Origin of the sequence: Marinobacter lipolyticus SM19, assembly GCF_000397065.2 — a bacterium.
Lineage (GTDB): Bacteria > Pseudomonadota > Gammaproteobacteria > Pseudomonadales > Oleiphilaceae > Marinobacter > Marinobacter lipolyticus.
The window spans coordinates 157,427-178,548 of record NZ_KE007317.1; the positions used below are offsets into that span (position 1 = coordinate 157,427).

Genomic DNA, 21,122 nt, shown 5'->3' on the forward strand with positions numbered 1-21,122 from the left:
AACCGGGTAGTCAGAACGATCAATAACGGAGCAGGGCAGATCCCCAGGTGAAACCGCCACCAAAGGCTTCCAACAGGACGACTTCGTTCTTTTTGATGCGGCCATCACGAACGGCTACGTCCAGGGCGAGGGGAATGGATGCTGCCGAGGTATTACCGTGTTTGTCGACGGTGACCACCACCTGGTCCATGGACATGTTCAGTTTTCTGGCTGTCGCGGCGATGATGCGCAGGTTCGCCTGATGGGGAACCAGCCAGTCGATATCCGACTTCTGCATCTGGTTCGCATCCAGGGTTTCATCGACAATCTTGCCGAGCGTATTAACCGCGATCTTGAAGACTTCATTGCCTTTCATGTGAACGTGCCCTTTACCGGCCCGCACCTGATCAAAGCCGTCGCCAATGCCATAGGGCACATGCAGCAGCTCTTCATACTGGCCGTCGGCATGGATATGGGTGGACAGAATGCCTGTTTCCTCGTTGGCTTCCAGGACCACGGCGCCAGCGCCGTCGCCAAAAAGGACGCAGGTACCACGGTCTTCCCAGTCCAGAATACGGGAGAACAGTTCTGCGCCCACAACCAGCGCCTTTTTGCTGCTGCCGGTCTTGATGAACTTATCAGCCACGGACAGTGCATAGACAAACCCGCTACACACGGCCTGGATGTCGAAAGCAGGGCAGCCATGAATATCCAGTCGGGCCTGGAGGATGCACGCAGAGCTCGGAAAAATCTTGTCCGGCGTTGAGGTGGCAAAAATAATCAGGTCAATGTCATCGGGCGTGAGCCCGGCCGCTTCAATGGCGAGCCGCGATGCTTTTTCTGCGAGATCAACGGTGGTTTCTCCTTCCACCGCAATATGCCGCTGTTCAATGCCGGTACGTTCACGAATCCATTGGTCGCTGGTGTCGACGATCTTTTCCATGTCTTTGTTGGTCATGACATTCTGGGGCAGATACGAGCCCGTGCCGACAATTCGCGCGTACGTCATGTGCAATATTCCTCAGGGTAAACAGATCAATGCTCAGATTCTTTTAATCATCCTATACCCTATTGATGGGCCCCAGCTATTAGCGGTTTGTCAAAGGCGAAGGCGGCAATGCACAGAGCTGGTACTCGGGCCATAATAAGCTATACCTTTAAAGAGAAATCCATGATGAGAAGGAGTGTTAATGACAGACCTTCCGCTTGGCATGAAGTATTACCTGCTAATCCTCACCTCCAGCCTGATTGAAGACCTCAATGATTATGGCGTCAGATGGGTGGCCAACGAATCCGGTGTCGCTATTCGCGATGTTGAGAAGGCGTTCTTCAGTGCCCGGGCGATCGGGAGCCGCCTGCCAGACGAGCCGGAAGAAGCGGATCCTCGCCTGTGGCCGGATGTCATGAAAGCTATTCATACCATTCGCCGGGTGTTGGATCTGGTCGAGAAAACTACCTTTGATGCCGTTATCGCCGAGGCTCTGGAGAGTACCTCGGAGAAGGCACGGTCCGACATCAGGCACGTCTTTGAGCAAAAACGGGCGGCGGGAGAGGTCGACTTCCGGCTTCACGGCATTCTCAATTCCAGGCCGGCAGCAGACGAACCGGACCCCGCCGTTCAGGAGTCTTTCATGCTCAAGAGGGCGCGACGCTATCAAAGCTTCATGAGCTTCGATGGCGCTAGCCTGTACCCGGAAGAGAAGGTGATACTGGAGGATGCCAGGATACTGGCACGCCATATTATGGATGGCGACAGGAATAACCGGAGGATTGATGCCTTGTTGGTGATGGGCGCCGTACTGATAGAAACTGCCAGTGTGCGGCTGAAGCTGAATATTCCCGGGTTGATACGGGAGAGTTTCAACCGTATGACGACCAAGGCAGCGATGGCGCTGGGGGCCATCGTATACTGGGATGAATACCAGAGTTTCAAGGCCTCATTGGGGCTGGAGCGCCTGGAATCGGATTTGTAGGGCGATGGATTTGAATCTTCTGAGGCTATTCACAAATCCTGAGTAAGAATGGCATCCTGATTAAACACGCTGCGAGAAAAAGGAGATGAGGTAATGGGCATTTCGAACCACGAGCTTCACAACGAATTTCCCCAATTTGGAGATCTGATTGACGAGTTGAACAAGAATGACCCGAAATTCCAGGAACATTTCAAAAGGTATACAGCACTGGACCAGGAAATCGAAGGGCTGGAGCTCAGGGATTCACCGATAGGTGACGACAAGCTGCACCGGATGAAGCAGCAGCGACTGGAACTGAAGGATGACCTGTACCAAACACTCGTGAAGAAATCCAACGGCAAGGGGTAGGTATAAACAGGTAGTTCTTCTGGCTCGGGAGCCAGGTGGCGTAGTGGTTTCCAAGTATGGGGCCGGAAAGACTTTTTTCATAGAATAGGCAACTAACAAACCGGTTTTGATCTGCTACTTGTTGTTACCTATGAATGGAAGGTTACTATGAAAAAAGCTGCATCACTGTACAAAGGGTGGAGGATGAAACGTAATTTTCTCCACCTCGTTCATACCACTGAGCCTCGCCTTCTTATAGATGCTGGCTATTCCCCGGAAGTTGTTGAACAGCGCTTGAAAACGCCGTTCTGGAAGTTCTGAGCCACCCATTAAAACTGGCTATCTGAAAGCGGTCTTTAGAAACTCGGTAAAGAGCCGTGCCCGCTTTGGGAGATATTTACGGTCTGAATAGACCGCATAGATTGACCGGGGAATTGGATGGGCGTCCAGGTGCAATTCCTGAAGTTCTCCCCGTACCAACTCCTGTTGAACATAAGTCCTTGGCAACAGCGCAATGCCCAGACCTGCCTTTGCGGCGTCTGCCAGGACCAGTGAATTATCCGCAGTGACCGGACCGGAAACCGTTACCGAGAGCGGCACGATGTCACCCGCTGAGGGTGAAAATTCCCAATGGTTGGCGTCGGAACTCAGACTGTAGATCAGACATTGATGCTGACCAAGCGACCCGACCGTTTCGGGAGTGCCGGCACGGTTCAGGTAGCTGGGGGAGGCAACCAGAATTCGCTCAAGTGAGCCAAGCCGAACGGCAATCAGGGAGGAATCTTCCGGAGCCTCAATGCCCCGAATAGCCAGGTCGACCCCGGATCCCACCGGATCCGTGATCTGGTCACTCATCTGCATCCGAATGGCGATCTGTGGATGTTCGTTCTGGAACTGGAAAACGAGCGGTGCCAGCACTTTCATGGTCAGGGAGACGGGGCTGGCAATCACCAGCTGGCCGGTGAGCTCCCCGGTATTCGCTACAGAATCCAGCAAGTGCTCGGTCTGTTCGGTAATGGATCGGCAATACTCATAGAACCGGTGCCCCTCGTCGGTGAAGCTGATCGTACGGGTATTGCGAAGAATCAGCTTGGCGCCGGTCCAGGACTCCAGGAATTTGACATACTTTGAGATCACGGCATTCGAGCAACGGAATTCGTCTGCTACTGCCGTGAAAGATCCCAGTTCATAGATTCGTTTGAAGTACTCGACACCCTTGAGGCGGTCCATGCCCAGACTCCATGCTGATGATTGGAGGATGGCCGATTATACAGGGGTTGGATGTTCGGCGGTCAGTTGTATGAACTGATCGACCAACGGATCATTCAGATTTGTCATGGTTGCAAACACCAACAGGTGTGAGCATTCCGTGACCTGGGGTTGCGGGGCCGCTTCTTCACGGATTTGGGCAAGCAGCGATCGGTCGGATATCACCTTCACCACATAAGGCTGCAGACCATAGGATGAGGGCGCCAGGTGGGTTGCCTCCAGGATGCGATCGAGTTGCGATTCAGGAATTCGTTGACCACTCATTCGTTTCGCGGCGTAGCGCCAATGCAAAGCCTTTAGAAAGTCCATGATGTTCTCCTTTCGTTCGCTGGGTAATTGTTCCCGGTAATGATCTCCTGAACGGAAGGTGCCGATCGACCTCCGGATCGGGAAATGAGTTTTCACGAAATGGGGGCTGATTGACGGTATCGGTTCATGGATCATGGCGGACTTCTGTTGGGGAGAACATCGTATGAAATCCGAAGCCGTGATCGAAAGTTTCCGACCGGACGCCGTATCCGTGCTCCTGCTCCTCGGAGTAGGGGTGTTGATTGCGCTCATGCTGCCACTGTCCAAAATCGCAATGAGCCTGGGGATGACGCCGCTGGCCTATGCCTTCTGGCAGGCTTTTGGCGGTGGTTTGATCCTGTTTGTTTGCCAGGGGAAAGGGAGAGCTATTGGATGGCGAGGCAGTGTGGCGCGATATTTTGGGTTCAGTGCACTGACCGCCATTGCCTTACCCAATGTGCTTGCCTTTGTCGTGGTTGCGCAGATAGGCTCGGGGCTGACGGCAACATTGTACGCCTTGCCTTCATTGGCAACCTACGCCATCGCGCTGACACTTCGCATGGAGACCCTGAGCCTGGGCAGGGCCATGGGTCTGTTGATGGGGATATCCGGCTGTGTCTGGATACTGTCTCCCAGTCCCACCGGTATCAGTGGAGAGACCGCTCCATGGCTGATGTTGGGTCTGCTGATCCCGTTGTCACTGGCCATCGGTAATATCTACCGCACGACGCACTGGCCCAGAGGCGCCACTGCGGAACAGCTGGCCCCGGGCATGCTTCTGGGCGGCGCCATCCTGATACTTGTTGTCATCCTGATTCGGGGAGAGGCTGCTACGCTGTTGGTTGGTCATCCGACGTTATGGGGCATCCTGATCATTCAGTCGATGGTGACGGCGGTAGGGTATCGAGGATTCTTTCAATTACAGAAACGCTCGTCACCTACCTTTCTGAGTCAGCTCGGGTTTGTGATCACACCGGCAGGTTTACTGTTCGGGATTCTGTTTTTCAAAGAATCCTTTGGCTGGACCGTTTGGGGTGGTGTGGCATTGCTAATGGTCGGGGTCGTGTTGGCGAACAAGCCGGTAAAAAGCCGTGCCATTACACCGTGTATTAACGGGAATCGAATGGCAGAATAAGCCGGTGTCAGCTACATCTCGTTCCTATCCCGCGGGCCCGGAGGTTTGCTTTGCCCATGAACGGCCAGATTACAAGTGATCCGCTCTCAGTGCTTGAGCACCTCGCAACCGCACGAAATACTGGTTCCTGTGCATTGGTGGTTCTGGTATCGGTGGAAGGGCCGGCTTCGCGATCTCCCGGGACCCTCATGGCGGTCAGGGATAACGGAGAGTATGTCGGATCCCTGTCGAATGGCTGTCTGGAGTCAGATGTTGTGTCCCAGGCACTGGAAACCATGGCAACTCACCAGGTGAGACGTATCCGTTATGGTGCCGGGAGTGATTATCTGGATATCCAGCTGCCTTGTGGTGGTGCGGTTGATCTAATGATAATTCCGGATCCTTCGCCAACCTGGTTGGATAGGGCCATGACCTGCCTTCACAACCGGAAACGTTGGGACCTTGATCTGCGGGATCTTCTGCCTGAAAAGCTGGCGCTCGCCGAACCTTACCCACGGATTCAATATCAGCCGCGGCTTCAACTGGCAATTTGCGGTCGGGGTACCGAACCCATGGCCCTTGCTCACCTGGCTCAAAGCTCAGGCTTTGGCGTGAAGGTGTATCTGCCAGGATCGGAGGAGGTGGCACGGTTGGCCGCTCAAGGGATTGCCGCTGAAATTATCAGCCCCACGGCATTTGACGGAGCATCGCTGGATAACAGAACCGCGTTTGTTGCGATGTTTCACGATCACGACTATGAGATTCCGATTCTGGCTAAGGCGTTGGCGAGCAATGCCTTCTACATCGGCGCCATGGGCAGTCATCGCACCCACGAAGCCAGATTGGCAGCGTTACGGAATCTGGGGCACAACACCGCCGAACTGAATCGCATCCACGGACCCATAGGCCTGGTTGGCCCGATGAAGGATCCGCAACGCCTGGCAATTTCGGTGTTGGCCGAGATACTGGGCGAGGAAAGTCCGCAGATACAAACGGTGTAGCCAGTTAGGACAGTCGGGACGGATCAGGAGGAAGTCATGATCCGCCCCGTTATTTGCGGAGGTGGTAATCGTCAGAAGTACATTTTACGGATCATCGCTGGCATGACACGCAAGCTTGCCCGTACAAAGTCGACCGGCGAACGAGGGGCCACCAGATGTAACGCGTTGTGAATGGCGTTGTTGCTCGCCTCATCCTGCGGGTACCACCAGAGATTGCGTTTGGCTTTCAGCCAGTCCCAGTTAACCACTTTGGAATGGGTCATCTCCAGCAGCCCCTCCGGGCCGTGGGTACGACCAATTCCGGACTCTCCGGGACCGCCCCAGGGCAGGTCGGACATTCCGTGGGTGTACAGGTGATCATTGATTGCCACCACGCCACCGTTAATGCGATCAGCCAGTTTCTTGCCACGCTTGGTGTTCCGTGTCCAGATGGAAGCAGTCAGTGCCATGGTGCAGTCATTGGCCAGGGCTACCGCTTCGTCCTCAGTCTTGAATGACATCACAGGTATTACTGGCCCAAAGGTTTCCTCTCGCAGCAGGGCCATGTCGTGATGCACATCGGTTACCAGGGTTGCAGGATGGAATTCGCCGTCCTGATCACTGATAGCTTGTGACTGGGCGACTATTTTTGCCCCATCCCTGACTGCGTCGGCCAACTGCCCTTCAACGAACTGTCGTTGTTTGGCGGTGGTCATCGAACCAATGTCCACGGAACACTTGTCATCGGGAACACCGTGGCGTAGCGCCTTTGTTTTCTCCGCCATCAGCTCCACAAACCGGTGATACACAGACTCATGAACATAGACGCGCTCAACCCCACCGCAGGATTGACCGGCGTTCTGATAGCCCGCCCAGGCGGCGCCATTGGCGGCCCGTTCCAGATCAGCATCCTCCAGAACAATCATCGGATCCTTTCCACCGAGTTCCAGTGACACCGGGGTCAACGTGGTCGCGGCCTGGGCCATGATCTGTTTGCCGGTGGGTACCGAGCCGGTGAAAAACAGCTTGTCGATACCGTTTTCAAACATTGCGCTGGACACCTGTCCGCCGGAGCCGACGATATGGTGGAACAGGCCGTCCGGCAATTCAGCGGCGGCCACGATATCCTCGATGGCCTTACCAACCAGCGGTGTTGCGGCAGCCACTTTCAGGATAATGGCATTACCGGCCATCAGACCCATGACCACTTCGCCGAAAGGAATGGACAATGGATAGTTCCAGGGGCTGACAATGCCAACCACACCCAGTGGGTCATGACGGATTTCAGAACGTTTGCCGATCCACAGAAGGCTGGAGGGTCCCCGATATTCGGGCTTCAGAACACTTGCCGCGTTCTTGCCATACCAGTCACAGGCCATCAGGCAGGGCAACACCTCGGTCGCCAGGGCGTCCATACGTGTCTTGCCATTACTTTCACTGACGATGCGGGCCAGCTCATCGGCATTGTCACGGATGTAGTTGCCCATTTTCTTCATGTGCTGGCGGCGCTCGGCAAACGACTTTTCCGCCCATAAGGCCTGAGCCTTCCTTGCCTGACTGAACATTTCAGGAATCTGGTGAGATGGCGTGTAGGGCAGGGAGCCCAACGTCTGGCCGTTGGCCGGATTCGTGGCCGTCAGTTCAAGTGTGGGGATGTCTTGTTTAACCATTTCCATTTCTGGAATCCTCCTTTGGGGGGATAAAGCTCATGGCGCTCGCCAATTGTTGGACTTTTGATGACTCGTGGTCTTGAAAAGTGGCTGACCAAACTGGTCCCAGAGTATGGTATCGACTCTATGACGGCGGAGTTGGGTTATTTAATGACAGTTTAGGGTTATAAAATGACAGAGGCGCGTCTATGACGTTAGTGGCGGTATATACATGGAGGGTGGCACCGACTCCCAGCGCTTGAAGGCCTTCCGGAAATTCGCGATATCCGAATAGCCCAGCGCATAGGAGATCTCCTGCACGGTCATCTGTCCCGTTTCCAGGTAACGGGTTGCGAGTTGGTGGCGGACATCCTCAAGAATGTCCCTGTACGATGTGCCTTCCTCGATCAGGCGGCGGTGAAGGGTTCTCGGTGTGACATGGAACCGCCTCGCGGTCATGTCCAGAGAAGGGAAACCATGGGTACTCTGCAACATGATCCGGCGTACGCGGACAGCCCAGGTTTGTTCGGAGGACAGTTTCTCCAGCTCTTGCTGACAGACTTTCAGCCCTTCCTGAAAGCTGACGGTATTCGCGAGCTTGAGAGGTTGGTCAATGGTCGCCAGGGGTAGCGAAAAGCCGGCTGAGTCCTGATTGTAGGAAACCGGGCACCGAAACATCGCTTCTGCCAGCTTGGCATCGCCATCAAATGGAAAGGTAACCTCCCGGATGTCGCAGGTCCCCATGGTCGTGAAGTCCAGAATATTTCGAATCGCCAGGACAATGGCTTCGGTAACCGGTCGGCGAACGTCCTCCAGCGGTCTGTTCTCGTAGAAGCTCACCCATAACCGGTCACCCTGTTGGGCGGACTCCATCGTCACCATGTCGGTCCTGAGAACCAGATATCGCTCCAGTAATTCAATCACTTGCCGGGTAGTGCCACTGCTTAGCGCTGCATAACCAAGAATGCCGTGGGTATTGATCAGCAGTCGTTCTCCGATCATCAGTCCCAGTGCCTTGTCGTTGCAGAATCGGCCAGCGTCCAACAGCAGTTGCCGAAATGTCGCCCAAGGCATGGTAATCAGCGATTCTTCCGACTCATCCGGGTCAATTCCCAGATGCCGCAGCCAGCCCTGTGTCGGAACACCAAGATCCGCGACGATATTGATGATCTGGAGGATGTAGTGATTGGGTAAGGTGATTTTCGAGTTCGACATTTGATGATTGTCAATTTATCACCCATGGATGTCAATAAATAACCCCCTGGTTTTCGGTGAGGGACACTAGCATGTATCCCGTGAGAACAAGAAACGGGGGAAGATCATGTTTTCTTTATTCAGGAAGAGTGCACCGAAAGAACACTGCGCAGAGATCAACGGGGAAGTTGTCCAGGTATTCCAGAAAGAAACCATCCTGCATGCCGCACTGAGGGAGAACATCGATTTCCCGCACAGTTGTCGTGTGGGGGGCTGTGCGTCCTGCAAATGCCGCCTGGTCAAGGGAACCGTGAAGGAGCTGACGGACATTGGCTATATCCTTAGTGACGACGAGCTCGATCAGGGGTATATCCTGGCTTGCCAGAGTGTCCCGACGAGCGACATCTCCATTGAAGTGGACCTGACGGCACAAAATCAGCGTAAGACCGTTCCGGGACGAGTGATCCTGCAGGAGCGGTTAACCCACGATATCACCCACCTCAAATTACAGCTCGATCAGACTCTGAATTACAAAGCCGGTCAGTACGCGGATCTGTCCCTGGATTCGTTACCGGGACTGGCCAGGAGCTATTCCTTCGCCACGCCTTGCCAGATGGATGCAACGCTGTCGTTCTTTGTCCGCAAAGTACCCGGGGGCCCATTCTCAACAGCAGTGAATGATCAGGAATTGCTGGGCCACACCGTCATGGTGGATGGTCCGGCAGGAGAATTCTGGTTGCGCGCCTCAGAGGCTCCATTGATTCTGATTGCAGGGGGCAGCGGTCTCGCGCCGATCCTGGCGCTCCTGAAAGACGCTATGGATGGACAGAATCACAGGCCAGTGACCTTGTTGTTTGGCGCCAGGTGTCAACAGGATCTTTACCGGCTGGATGACATTCGGGATCTCGCACTCAAATGGTCCTCGGCGTTCAGGTTCATCCCGGTTTTATCCAAGGAGGACGAACGTTCGGATTGGACCGGGGCTCGCGGACGGGTGACCGATTTCATCCCCGGACTCTCATTACAAGGATCAGAGGCCTACCTGTGTGGTCCGCCAGGAATGATCGATGCCGCTGAAGCCAGGCTTATTGAAGGGGGCGTCAAGCGGATAAGCATTTATGCCGACCGATTCACCACCACACGGGATGTGCTGGAGGCCGATGCCTCAGTCATGACTCTCTAAAAAACTAAAAAACCTAAGGAGTTGAAAGATGATGTTATTACACTACTTGAAGTTTTTTCTCTTTCACGGCATCGGTCTCCAGGCTTTGGCTTCACTGGTAGCCGGTGGCTACTGGATCAGTCTGGGGCTGTTGGCAGTATTGGTCATCTACATTGCCGGTGACGCCCTGTGTGGTGACGACACAACAACACCTGAGTTCAGACACCCCGCAATATTGACGGTGCAACTATGGATGGCGCTGCCATTACTGTGCCTGATCGTTTTCGCCTCAGTCTGGAGCTTCAGTTCAAAGGATGTCGCCGGGTTTGGTGCCCTGATCACTGAACTGACTGGCTACGATGCGATCTCGGCCCGCGATGCCACGCCTTTCCTTCACCACATCTCCGGTGTCGTACTGACCGGACTGATGATCGGAATCATCGGCACCATTACCGGCCATGAGCTGACCCACAGAACCTGGGATCCGGTGTCGATGCTGATTGGCCGCTGGTTGCTGGCCTTCAGTTTCGACACGATATTTTCTATTGAGCATGTCTACGGGCACCACCGCTACGTGTCGACCACTGAGGACCCGGCTACCGCACCGCGCGGACGAAATGTTTATCACCACGTCGTGGCATCCACCGTGAAAGGCAATGCCAGCGCCTGGAATATCGAACGCCGCCGGCTAAGGCGTAAAGGTCACTCTGCATTGTCCTGGCGTAATGCGGTGATCCGGGGGCATCTGATGAGTGCGCTGCTGGTAGCTACGGCCTTCGCCATGGGAGGCGTTGGCGCCATGGTGTACTTCGTAGCCTGTGCACTCTGGGGCAAGGCCTTACTCGAGATCGTTAATTACATGGAGCATTACGGCATGGTCCGTCACCCTGAAACCCCGGTGCAGCCACGGCATTCCTGGAATACCAACAAGCGCATCAGTTCCTGGACCATGTTTAACCTGACCCGCCATTCCCATCACCACGCCCAGGGCGAGGTGCCGTATCAGGATCTAAAGCCGTTCCCGGATTCACCCATGATGATCAGCGGATATCTCACCACCATAGTGGTCGCAATGATCCCGCCGCTTTGGCACAAGCTCATGACGCCAAAGGTCCTGGAGTGGGATGAGAAATATGCGTCTTCGGCAGAGCGCGTCCTGGCATCGCACGCCAATGCCACAAGTGGAATACCGGCGCTTATGAAGCATGCAAACCAATAAGTCCATAAACAAAAAAAAGGAAATCAAGAATGCGTAAATTGATTAGTGCCCTGACGTTATCGTGTGTTGTCCCGTTTGCTTCAGCTAACACGCTGTCCGTGTGTGTGTTCGATGTCATCGGTGCCAATGGTGATGTGTTTAACCTGATGAAGGACTTCTCGCTGGAAGCAAAGTCCATCGGTCTGGACCTCAAACTGAAGCCATACACCGACGAAGGTGTCGCAGTGGGTGATTTTAACGCGGGGCAATGCGATGCCGTTGCGGCCACGGATCTGCGAACACGGCCATTTAACCGGTTCACCGGGTCAATCAGTGCCGTTGGCGCTTTGCCGACCTACGATGACCTGAAAACCATGCTGGCCACGCTGGCGCAACCTAAAGCAGCGCCCCTCATGAAATCCGGTGGCTTTGAAGTGCTTGGTATTTTTCCGATTGGGGCAGGGTACCTGTTCGTCGACGATCGCAGTATCAATTCCGCCGCCGCGCTGGCCGGCAAACGAATGGCTACGCTGGATTATCAGAAAGACGCTATCCATATGGTGAACTACGTTAAGGCCACTGTGGTTCCCTCCGACATCACTAATTTTGCGGGAAAGTTTAACAATGGCTCCGTCGACGCCGCCTATGCGCCGGCCTTTGCGTATGAAGCGCTGGAGCTCTATAAGGGCATCGAACCAAACGGCGGTATCGTCGATTACGCGTTGGCTCAGTTAACGGTTCAGCTCATTGTCCATGACGATATGTTGGATGACGAAACCGCACAAAAGGCCCGAACGATCGCCTGGTCCATGTTCCCGCAAACCATGGAGCTGATAGGAGGGCAGGAATCAGCTATTCCAGATAAGAGCTGGATCACCATATCTGCTGAAGACATTGAGGGGTACCAGGAAATGTTCCGCCAGAACCGACTTCAGATGCGGGATGGCACCAACGGAGCGCCAACGGTCTATGACCCGAAAACGTTGGCGTTGATGGCAAAGATTCGTTGCAGCAGTAATCCGACAGCATCTGAATGCACTGCACCTGACCGGGAATAGTAAAAATAGCCTATAATTCCGGAGTCTACTGCACGGAAGCACCTCAATGACCCCCGGCTCCATGGACAGTTGTGTTCGTTGCCCCGTGTTTTCGTCCGGTCGTGCGATCATGGAGCCTGGATGTGGCTCTGTCACCCTGTAGTCATCTAATTGAGGGAATAGGATGGATCTGGTTTACAAAAATGAAAAACCGTTACTGATTATTGCGGCGGTGTTTTCCGCCATATTCTGGCTGGCCTTGATTGTCGGCACCCTGGGCATCGCCTTGCTGTATCTGCTCTTCGGCTATCTGTTTTTTCTGTTTGCCCATTCGGCGTTTATTTCCCACCTGAAAGGATCTGGAGTCCGGATCAGTCCGGATCAGTATCCCGACTTGCATGAGCGACTGGTTCGGAGCTGTGAGAAGGTCGGGGTCAAGGAGATCCCGGAGGCCTACCTGCTGCGCACGGACTTCTTTAATGCTCTGGCCACGAAATTTCTAGGCAGACATTTCGTTGTGTTGTTTACGGATGTTATCGATGCCTTGGAAGATCAACCAGATGCGATCGATTTCTATATTGGACATGAACTCGGACATATCCACCGTAAGCACTTGTCATGGCGTACTTTTGTAATGCCAGGCTCGCTGCTTCCTATTGTGGGCCCGGCTTTGCGTCGTGCGGAGGAATATACGTGTGACCGCTATGGAGTTGCCTGTTGCCGGTCCGAAGGCGACATCAAGGCTGCAATTGCCGCGATCGCAGCGGGTGATACGCGCTGGAAGACCATTAACGTTGACGCCTATATCAATCAGGTGGCTACCACCAATGGGTTCTGGATGTCGTTCAACGAACTGACTGGCGATTACCCCTGGCTGACCAAGCGAATGGCGACCGCGGTTGCTGTCTCGCAAGGGCGGAAGATAAACCATCCACGACGCCACGGGTTTGCCTGGTTCCTGTCAATGTTTGTACCTCGGGTGGGCGGTGGAGCCGGTGGTGCGGCCTCCCTGATCGTGACGATTGCCATTATTGGTGTCCTCGCTGCCGTTGCTATTCCGGCCTATCAGGAGTACCAGGATCGGGCACGTTACTCCTCGGCCTATTCTGCGGCTCAGTCTGTCCAGGAGCAGGTCACCGCCTATGGTTATGAGAACCAGGGGTGGCCAACCACTATGAACGAGTTGGGGTATGCGCAGCCAACCCTGTCGGATCCTGAAGTGGGTTATGAGATAGATATCTACGAAAACGGCCTGATCGGTGTTGAGGTTGGAACTGATGCCAGTGGAGAGTCGCAGTACATCATACTGGAACCCGAAGTTGTCGAAGGCGAGATCAGTTGGGTTTGCTTTGGGCAAAATGTGAAAGCCAAGCTGCTGCCGTCGGCGTGTAGCTGATAATAACGGCGGGCCAGTGGCCCGTCTGGCTGATTCGTTAACCTACTGAGCCAGACGGGCCACTAGACAAGACAGGCGATAGTCACGACAATATAGTGTATATGCAGCTTTAGCCATTTTAAATGGCACAAACCACGGGGTAGGTATGAGTTTAACAGGCGAACAGGCAATCGATACACCTGATCCAATGGCCATTGCACAGCAGTGTGCGGCCCTGCACTCCAGGGTATTTTCGCGTCTGGTTACCCGCCATTACAACGCCTACCTTCGTCCGACCGGATTGATGGTCACGCAGTTTACGATCATGAATGCGATTACGCTTTTCACTCCAGACTCGATACACCATCTGGCTGAGACTCTGGGCATGGAACGTACGTCTCTGCAGCGGACGGTGGATAAGATGATTGATAAAGGCTTATTGCAGACCCGATCAAGCGGACACAGTCGCTCTCTGGAACTCAGCCTGACAACAGAGGGTAAACGGATTTATAAAGAAGCCTCTGTGAAGTGGAATGAAGCGCATCAGGCATTTGTCGACATGGCGGGAACTGAAGAGTGGTCCAGTGTTGCCGAAAAGTTGCAGGACTTCAGCGCCTCCCTGAAGTCTAACCTTTGATCTTTGCCGGCAGTCTTCGATGACTGCCTACCCACCGATAGAAGAGATCCCACGTCAAATCGGATAAAGTTGAAAAGTGCTTGCGATCCGGTTTCAAGTCTAATAGTGTAAATACACTAAGATTAAAGATTGGTCGAGTCAGATGAAGTGAAAGCTATGAGTATGATGGCTTCCTTTGTGGTTTTATTGGTGACTTATAGTGTATATACATCAGGAGAGGGCGATGAGTAAAACATCGACACGAGCTGAAGCTTTTTTTCTTACCGTTATCCGCTGGCGATGGGTCGTTTTGAGCATCGCCTTAGGGAGCCTGGTTGGCCTTGGCAGTCAACTAGGGAAATTGACGAAAAATACACAGGCAGACGCCTTCATCAGCCCTGACGAGCCAGCGCTCGTTTATCGGGAAAAAGTCGAAGATATTTTCAATCTTCGGGATCCCATCGTCATTGCGGTTAGGAACAAAGGGGAGTCCGGGATCTTCAACCCCCGAAGCCTTGAGCTGGTGCAATGGCTGACGGAGCGAGTTGAGCAGGTCCCCAATGTTGATCCTGACCGGATTACCAGCCTGTCCACGGAGTCCAATATTCGTGGTACCGAGGATGGCATGGAGGTCGACGACTTTTATGGCGAAGGCCCGGTGGACGAACAACGTGCGGATTGGATCCAGGCCGCAGTCAGCGACTTCCCGCTCTTTCAGGGCAGCCTGGTGGCGCGGGATGGAACCGCCACGCTCATTATTGTTGAGCTATTGGACGAAACCAAAGCGGAAGCCACCTATGACCACATCATGGCTTTGGTGAAAGATGCTCCGACCGGAGCCAATGACGAAATTCATGTGGCCGGCGAAGGAGCCGTTGCGGGGTACCTTGCCAATTATATCGACCAGGATGCAAAGCGGCTGAACCCACTTGCCGGCCTGATCATTACCCTGATCCTGATCGTTGCATTCCTGACACCCAGAGCGGCCCTTGTGCCCAATTTCGTGGTGGCAGGCACAGTGGTTGTGGGCCTGGGAGCGATGGCCGTGTCCGGTGTGTCCTTTTTCGTCATCACCAATGGCTTGATCGTGTGTATGATCGGGATCGCCGTGGCGGACTCTATCCACATTTTCTCAGAATACTACGACACCATGGCCAGCCACCCGTCACTGGACCACCATCGTGTGATTGCCCATGCCGTGGCGCGGGTCTGGCGTCCCGTCACGTTGACGACGCTAACCACAGCCGCAGGCTTCCTGGCGCTTTATCCCACCAATGATATGCCACCCCTCCAGTACTTCGGGGTGTTTGGCGCGCTCGCTGTGATAGCGGCGTGGCTATTGAGCCTGCTGGTGACACCCTGCCTGTTGAGCCTTCTTAAGTTGAAGCCAAGCCGTCGCATCAAGGTTGCCCATAACATGGCACCGCCGAGTCTACTGTCCAGAACTCTTTGCGTCCTGGGAACGCAAAAGCCACGGGTCACCCTGGCGGTCGCTGTCCTGATCGGTGCGATCGGGGTGGTTGGAAGCAGCAAAGTCGTTATCAATGAGGAGCGCATCGAAAATTTCCAGGCGTCCGAGCCTTTGTATCAAGCCGACAAAGCCATCAACGCCAGCATGGATGGTAGCTATTACCTGGACGTGGTGATTGAGACCTCCGATGCTAACGGAATCTACGAACCGGAAGTGCTGAACCGCATCCGGAACCTGCAGTACTTCCTTGAGCAGCAACCGGAGATCAACGGTTCGACATCAATAGTCGACTACATCCAGCAGATGCACAAAGCAGTCAATGAAGGGGATGACCAGTACTACAGTATCCCCAATGACCCGAATCTGACGGCTCAGTTGTTCCTGCTTTATACAGCTTCTGCCTCTCCCACCGATTTTGAGGACAGAATTGATCCTGAACGCCGAATTGCCCTGGTACGGGCGAACCTCTCCACAGGGTCCTATCTCACGTCCAGGGAGCTGATTCCCAGACTGGAATCCTACCTAGAACAGCACTTCTCAGATCCCGGTGTCAGCGCCAACGTTAGCGGGCGTGTCAACGTGGACTACCACTGGATACAGGGCATTGCCGCCAGTCACTTTAACAGTGTGATGGCGGCCTTTATCGCCGTGCTCGTTATGGCCGCCTTGCTCTTCCGGTCACTGGTTGGTGGTGTCATGGCTGCCACGCCGGTGGGGCTGGCCATCCTGACGGTTTATGCCGTGATGGGCGTGACGGATATCTGGCTGGGCGTTGGCACTTCCATGTTTGCAGCGATTGCCATTGGTCTGAGCGTCGATTTCGCTATCTACACACTCGACCGCCTGAAGGAGGTATTGAGCATGCAAACCGACTCAACGGTGCAGCAACGAATTCAGTCAGTGTTCCAGCTTTCCGGACGTGCACTTTGGTACAACTTCCTGGCGGTAGGGCTTGGTTTTGGCGTATTGATGACCAGCCAGGTGCCGCCTCTAGTTAACTTCGGGCTGTTGGTCGCCATGTCCGTTGGCATCGCGTTCATTTCCAGCCTGGTGCTGCTACCAGCCATTGCCCTGGTATTCAAACCCGCCTTCCTGTTTGGGCAAAAGCAAAGCAAGTGGCGAGGCGCTGCACTTGCATTGGTGCTCATTGCACTGGCGTTTGGTGCCCAGCTGGCGTCCGCACAACAGTCGCCAAGCGGTGACAGTGTTATTCAACAGCTGAATGCCCGGGACGAAGGCGATTCCGTCTACCGGGAAATGCGAATCGAGTTAACCGACCGCCGCGGCAATACCCGGGTCGAGGAAACGGCGGCGTTTCGGAGATATTTCGGTGATACCAAGAAGACCGTCATTTTTTATACCAGCCCGGTCAACGTCAAAGGTACCGCCTTTCTGACATGGGACTATGCCGATAATGCCCGTGATGACGACCAATGGCTCTACCTTCCCGCACTACGGAAGGTTCGGCGGATCTCGGCATCAGACAGGGGAGACTATTTCCTTGGGACTGACTTCACATACGAGGAAATCAAGAAAGAGAGCAAGATCTCGGCAGAAGACTATCACTTTACCCTGGTGGGTGAAGAGGAGGTGGATGGCCGTCATACCTGGGTGATCGAAGCCAGGCCCGCTTCTTCCGAAGTCGCTTCGGTTCTTGGTTACAGCAAGGTGTTGTTACGAATCGACCCCAAAGTCTGGATGCCACGATTGTCAGATTACTGGGATATTGCCGGCAACCATTTGAAAACTGTCCATACCAGGAAAATTGTCAAAATAGACGGCATATGGTCTGTCGAAGAAATCGAGGCAAAGAATCACAAAACCGGCCACCAAACCCGGATACTGTTCAGCAATACTGACTATGGCGCCGCTGTACCTCCCCGGCTGTTCGAACAGAACGCATTGAAACGCGGGTACTGATATGAAGCGACAGAGTTTTGCGTTCATGGTCATGACCCTGATGTCACAGGCGCTATGGGCGGTAGACGTCGGCCTCAGCGGGATCAGCCGGTGGAATTCAGGCTACGAAATAAACACCGGTGAATGGCAGACCAATCAGTTGGCGATAAAGCCCGAGATAATGGCTCGATTTGACGGCGGTACCAAGGTGACCGCCAAGCTTCTTGCACGCTGGGATCTTGAGGACAAACTTGAGCCGGGCAGGCCGGCACAGCCTTTCAGGTCAGGCATTAATCGTCGTATCTTCCCCGACAACCACACCGATCTCGAGTTGCGCGAGCTGTTCGTGGATGACTATCTCGGCGATACCTTTGTTCGCATTGGTAAACAACAGATCGTTTGGGGCCAGGCCGACGGACTGCGAGTCCTGGACGTTATTAATCCATTGAATCACCGTGAATTTATTCTTCCTGAGATGGAAGACCGACGCATTCCCCTCTGGAGCGCCCAAGTCGAAATGCCCATGGACTCATGGAGCCTGCAATTGGTGTGGGTACCAGACAGTACCGTCACGGAGTCACCGGAACCGGGAGCAGCCTATGCATTGCTGGATGACCCCTTCGATGGTGCCGGCAAGCTGACAGTTGACCGACCAAAGGCATTCAGCGAAAGCGATTACGGTGCCCGCCTAGGGCGATACTGGAACGGGTGGGATCTCACTTTCAACTACCTGTACCACACCATTGACGACCCGATCATTACCGTTGATCCAGCGGTACGGGCGATTCGAGCCAGCTACAACCGCTCCCACCTGTTTGGAGTAACGGCCGCCAATGCCTTTGGGGATTACACCTTCAGGCTGGAAGCCGGATATGAATCAGAGCGACAATACGCATCATCTGCGCATGGTCTCCAGTCTACCGATGAACTCAGTTATGTTCTGGGCCTGGATTACAGCGGGTTCACGGACACTCTGGTAAGCGGACAGTTTTTCCAGTCTATTCGGGATAAAGGTCTTGATGTCCCGCACACAGAAGAAAATGCCACATTGCTGCTGCGACGGGATTTTATGAACCAGGTTGTGCAACTGGAATCGCTTTTGATCTACAGCTTCGACAATCGAGACGCCTTGTGGCAAGTAAACGTGGACTATCAGGTCGCGACCAATGTAATTCTCAATACTGGTGCGAACTTTTTCAGTGGTGACAGGGAAGGGCAACTGGGTCGCTTCCAGGATCGAAGCCGTCTGAACCTGGGGATTGAATTGGGATTTTAATCGCTAAAAGCAGAGGTGGGAGGTTAACCCCCCACCTCGATACCAGGACCTTCGTTAAGATAGGTCACAGGGCGCTCAGGGTTATTCAGGGAACATTGAGAGAGCCTCTTTCAGGACCCTGACTGACTCGCCGTGTTTGCCCTGCTCGTGCAGAGTCTGCCCCTGATCACGGAGCGCCTTGATGTTACTTGCGGTTGCACTGTCAAGTTGGGCAGACTCCAGTTGTGAATCCACCTTGGCAACAAGAGCGGGACACTGCGAAGCTGCCACAGTGCCAGCAAGGAACAGACCAAATAGTAGTGCAGCTATATAACGCATAGTGTTTCCTCCTTTCGCACGCCTATACCTAGCATATATGACCCTCGGTGTTTGGCCAATTACAGGCATGCGGTCAAGTATTCAGGTAGTTCAATCATGGTGTCACAGAAGACCATTGCTTAACCTGCAGCTTCCCACGGAGCACCGATATTCGGGGTTGCAGGCAACCAGAGTTCTGTGTGGATATTGGGGTGGATTTTGGAGTGGGTAAGGGTATGAACAAATTCAGTGACATAGTGGAATCAAGGGATCAGCTTCGCTCAATCCTGAATGAACCGAGCGAACTGGTGATTAGCAAGAGCTTGAGCCGGCTTGACCGACATTGCGGTGCATTTATCCAGCGCTCACCCTTTATATTGCTGGCATCGGCTGATGGTGCAGGCAATGTCGACGTTTCCCCGAAAGGGGATCCCTCCGGATTTGTGAAGGTTCTTGACGACGCAACGTTGGCCATACCTGATCGCCCGGGAAACAACCGCGCGGATACCATGGAAAATATTCTGCAGAACCCGAATGTCGGGCTCATCTTTCTGATTCCGGGCAAGTCCGAGACACTGCGTATCAGTGGCACTGCTCAGATCGTGCGGGATGAGTCGCTTCGGCAGTCTATGGCCATTAATGGACGTAGTCCGAAGCTGGTCATCATCGTGAATATCAGTGAAGCTTTCTTTCATTGTTCCAAATGCATTATCCGATCAAAGCTTTGGCAACCCGAGCTTTGGCCGGCGGTTGACGATTTGCCCCGTTTAGCCAGGACCATGGTTGATGCGGGCAATCTGGAACTTACTGAACAGCAAATGCATGAAATCGTATTGACCGACGAGCGTGAAAGACTTTACTAGATTCTGGTTATTCAGCGATTTCCCGTCTTTAATAGAGTTGAGTAGAACGGTATCCGGGATGCGGCTGTATCCCGGACTATTTCTCATCTACCGGTGCAGCCGTCATGAATGAAGATACGCTCTCCGGCCTGCTGCGCTGTGTCCGTTTGCGCGGAGCGTTATTCTTCCACGTTGAATGTGTTGGCGCCTGGGTGACTGAGGCTCCGGCCGCTCACCTGATCGCCCATGCCGTTATGCCGTCTTCGGAACACATGATGGAATATCACGTGGTGTTAAAGGGATCTTGTTGGGCAGGTATAACGGGCGAGGCACCTTTTGAAATGAATGAGGGGGATGTGATCCTCTTTCCTCACGGCGACCCTCATGTGATGTCCAGTATACCGGGACTGCGAGCAGAGCCGGATCTCGAACACCTGGTTTCTACGCTGAAACAGTGTTCGGGGTTGCCATTCATGCTCTGCCAGGAGGACGACTTTCGAGCTCGGCCTGCAACCGCCGCTACAAAAGGGCCGGAAAATGCCTCTGGCGCTGCGTTGCTCTGTGGTTTTCTGGGTTGTGACAAGGGGCCATTCAACCCGTTGCTGACCGCATTACCAAGAGTGATGCATGCTCGCGCCCATGAGTTGACTGACGGTAGCTGGGCCGGGCAGCTTGCCAGGCTGGTCGAAGCGCAGTCGCGGTCGAGGAGGCCCGGTGGTGAAGCGGTCCTTGAGCGTATGAGCGAAATGATGTTTGTTGACCTGATCCGGTTTTATCTCGGCAACATGCCGGAAAGCCAGACCGGATGGTTGGCGGGACTTCGTGATCGTCATGTTGGTCGGGTGCTGGGGTTGATGCACCAATCCCCGGCTGACGCCTGGACGCTGGAAAAGCTTTCAAGCCATGCGGGCCTCTCCCGATCAGCGCTACAGGACAGATTCGTGGAACTGGTCGGACAACCTCCCATGCAATACCTCAGAAGCTGGCGGATGCAGGTCGCTTCCAACTTGCTGGTCGAATCAAAAGCGAAGATAGCAACCATTGCCGGTGAGGTGGGGTATGAATCCGAAGAGGCATTTAGCCGTTCATTCAAACGTGCTGTAGGCTTATCTCCCGCTGCCTGGCGTCGTGAGCGATCGGTTCCCCCGGCCTTTTCCTGAACTCAGGTATTTCAGT

At 54.1% G+C, this 21,122-nt stretch carries 19 protein-coding genes; 13 read left to right on the plus strand and 6 right to left on the minus strand.

The annotated features are described in order from the left end of the window. Positions 1-19: 19 nt before the first annotated feature. Positions 20-988, minus strand: coding sequence for a beta-ketoacyl-ACP synthase III (locus tag MARLIPOL_RS07175; protein ID WP_012137382.1), 969 nt, complete (start codon positions 986-988; stop codon positions 20-22). A 181-nt stretch (positions 989-1,169) separates the two neighbouring features. Here MARLIPOL_RS07175 and MARLIPOL_RS07180 point away from each other — a divergent pair, with 181 nt between their 5' ends. Further along, positions 1,170-1,952, plus strand: coding sequence for a hypothetical protein (locus MARLIPOL_RS07180; RefSeq protein ID WP_012137383.1), 783 nt, complete (start codon positions 1,170-1,172; stop codon positions 1,950-1,952). Positions 1,953-2,045: 93 nt separating this feature from the next. Next, entirely contained in the window at positions 2,046-2,300 is a 255-nt protein-coding gene (locus MARLIPOL_RS07185) for a YdcH family protein (RefSeq protein ID WP_012137384.1), read from the plus strand. A gap of 318 nt (positions 2,301-2,618) precedes the next feature. Here MARLIPOL_RS07185 and MARLIPOL_RS07190 read toward each other — a convergent pair whose 3' ends face one another. Then, positions 2,619-3,509: a LysR family transcriptional regulator gene (locus MARLIPOL_RS07190; RefSeq protein WP_012137386.1), complete on the minus strand. Its 891-nt coding sequence runs from the start codon at positions 3,507-3,509 to the stop codon at positions 2,619-2,621. 36 nt (positions 3,510-3,545) lie between these two features. After that, positions 3,546-3,857, minus strand: coding sequence for a nitroreductase family protein (locus MARLIPOL_RS18535; protein WP_012137387.1), 312 nt, complete (start codon positions 3,855-3,857; stop codon positions 3,546-3,548). A 163-nt stretch (positions 3,858-4,020) separates the two neighbouring features. On the opposite strand from MARLIPOL_RS18535, the gene MARLIPOL_RS07200 reads away from it, so the two are divergent. Both MARLIPOL_RS07200 and MARLIPOL_RS07205 read left to right on the plus strand, forming a co-directional pair. After that, a complete protein-coding gene (locus MARLIPOL_RS07200) occupies positions 4,021-4,971 on the plus strand; it encodes a DMT family transporter (protein WP_012137388.1) in 951 nt (316 codons plus the stop codon). Positions 4,972-5,027: 56 nt separating this feature from the next. Further along, positions 5,028-5,951, plus strand: coding sequence for an XdhC family protein (locus MARLIPOL_RS07205; protein ID WP_012137389.1), 924 nt, complete (start codon positions 5,028-5,030; stop codon positions 5,949-5,951). A gap of 71 nt (positions 5,952-6,022) precedes the next feature. Here the strand turns inward: MARLIPOL_RS07205 and MARLIPOL_RS07210 are convergent, their stop codons facing one another. Further along, the gene (locus MARLIPOL_RS07210) at positions 6,023-7,606 is read right to left on the minus strand and encodes an aldehyde dehydrogenase family protein (RefSeq protein ID WP_012137390.1); all 1,584 of its coding nucleotides are present in this window, start codon (positions 7,604-7,606) and stop codon (positions 6,023-6,025) included. Positions 7,607-7,786: 180 nt separating this feature from the next. Next, positions 7,787-8,794: an AraC family transcriptional regulator gene (locus tag MARLIPOL_RS07215; RefSeq protein WP_012137391.1), complete on the minus strand. Its 1,008-nt coding sequence runs from the start codon at positions 8,792-8,794 to the stop codon at positions 7,787-7,789. A 106-nt stretch (positions 8,795-8,900) separates the two neighbouring features. Between MARLIPOL_RS07215 and MARLIPOL_RS07220 the strand changes: the two genes are divergently transcribed. From MARLIPOL_RS07220 to MARLIPOL_RS07250, 7 genes are all read left to right on the plus strand, one after another. After that, positions 8,901-9,956, plus strand: a complete 1,056-nt coding sequence (locus tag MARLIPOL_RS07220) for a 2Fe-2S iron-sulfur cluster-binding protein (protein WP_012137392.1) — start codon at positions 8,901-8,903, stop codon at positions 9,954-9,956. A 28-nt stretch (positions 9,957-9,984) separates the two neighbouring features. Next, positions 9,985-11,154 (plus strand): alkane 1-monooxygenase, encoded by a 1,170-nt coding sequence (locus MARLIPOL_RS07225; RefSeq protein WP_012137393.1) that lies wholly within the window; start codon positions 9,985-9,987, stop codon positions 11,152-11,154. Positions 11,155-11,183: 29 nt separating this feature from the next. Next, positions 11,184-12,191 carry a putative solute-binding protein gene (locus MARLIPOL_RS07230; protein ID WP_012137394.1) on the plus strand — a complete coding sequence of 336 codons (1,008 nt, stop codon included), beginning with the start codon at positions 11,184-11,186 and terminating at the stop codon, positions 12,189-12,191. 163 nt (positions 12,192-12,354) lie between these two features. After that, positions 12,355-13,566 carry a M48 family metalloprotease gene (locus tag MARLIPOL_RS07235; protein WP_012137395.1) on the plus strand — a complete coding sequence of 404 codons (1,212 nt, stop codon included), beginning with the start codon at positions 12,355-12,357 and terminating at the stop codon, positions 13,564-13,566. Positions 13,567-13,711: 145 nt separating this feature from the next. Further along, entirely contained in the window at positions 13,712-14,182 is a 471-nt protein-coding gene (locus MARLIPOL_RS07240; RefSeq protein WP_051123109.1) for a MarR family winged helix-turn-helix transcriptional regulator, read from the plus strand. Between the two features lie 223 nt (positions 14,183-14,405). Then, the gene (locus MARLIPOL_RS07245; RefSeq protein ID WP_012137397.1) at positions 14,406-17,552 is read left to right on the plus strand and encodes an outer membrane lipoprotein-sorting protein; all 3,147 of its coding nucleotides are present in this window, start codon (positions 14,406-14,408) and stop codon (positions 17,550-17,552) included. A 1-nt stretch (position 17,553) separates the two neighbouring features. After that, positions 17,554-18,807, plus strand: a complete 1,254-nt coding sequence (locus MARLIPOL_RS07250) for a DUF1302 family protein (protein WP_012137398.1) — start codon at positions 17,554-17,556, stop codon at positions 18,805-18,807. A gap of 81 nt (positions 18,808-18,888) precedes the next feature. Here MARLIPOL_RS07250 and MARLIPOL_RS07255 read toward each other — a convergent pair whose 3' ends face one another. After that, positions 18,889-19,125 carry a hypothetical protein gene (locus MARLIPOL_RS07255; RefSeq protein WP_012137399.1) on the minus strand — a complete coding sequence of 79 codons (237 nt, stop codon included), beginning with the start codon at positions 19,123-19,125 and terminating at the stop codon, positions 18,889-18,891. A gap of 215 nt (positions 19,126-19,340) precedes the next feature. On the opposite strand from MARLIPOL_RS07255, the gene MARLIPOL_RS07260 reads away from it, so the two are divergent. Both MARLIPOL_RS07260 and MARLIPOL_RS07265 read left to right on the plus strand, forming a co-directional pair. Further along, positions 19,341-19,967, plus strand: a complete 627-nt coding sequence (locus tag MARLIPOL_RS07260) for a pyridoxamine 5'-phosphate oxidase family protein (protein WP_012137400.1) — start codon at positions 19,341-19,343, stop codon at positions 19,965-19,967. 104 nt (positions 19,968-20,071) lie between these two features. Next, positions 20,072-21,106, plus strand: a complete 1,035-nt coding sequence (locus tag MARLIPOL_RS07265) for an AraC family transcriptional regulator (RefSeq protein WP_012137401.1) — start codon at positions 20,072-20,074, stop codon at positions 21,104-21,106. Positions 21,107-21,122 lie beyond the last annotated feature (16 nt).